The sequence below is a fragment of the Vibrio sp. T20 genome (assembly GCF_007858795.1).
GTDB lineage: Bacteria > Pseudomonadota > Gammaproteobacteria > Enterobacterales > Vibrionaceae > Vibrio > Vibrio satsumensis.
Window position 1 is genome coordinate 1 of record NZ_VFEB01000035.1, and the last position, 331, is coordinate 331.

Genomic DNA, 331 nt, shown 5'->3' on the forward strand with positions numbered 1-331 from the left:
AAAAGAGAATGCTGAGCTCAAGCGAAGCAATGCTCGCCTGCAAGAAAAGTTGAATGCCGCACTCGACAGTAATGGGTTGTGTCTATGGGAGCATCATGTTCCTTCAGGAAAACTCACTATCTTTAATATGGATTGGGGAAAAATGCTCGGCTACCAACCGCATGAGCTGACTGCGACGTTTGAAACTTGGAAAAATAACTTACACCCTGATGATTATCAGCAGGCCATGAAAGCTTTTGAAGATCACCTGTCAGGAAGCAGTGACTTATATGAAGTTGTTTAACGAATGACTCATAAAGATGGCAGTGATAGCTATGTGTACGACAGAGCT

Annotated in this window: 1 pseudogene; it reads left to right on the plus strand. The window is 43.2% G+C overall.

Going from position 1 to position 331, the window contains the following annotated elements:
• Positions 1–280 (plus strand): annotated as a pseudogene (locus FTW16_RS01880) (PAS domain-containing protein); the annotation flags it as partial.
• Positions 281–331 lie beyond the last annotated feature (51 nt).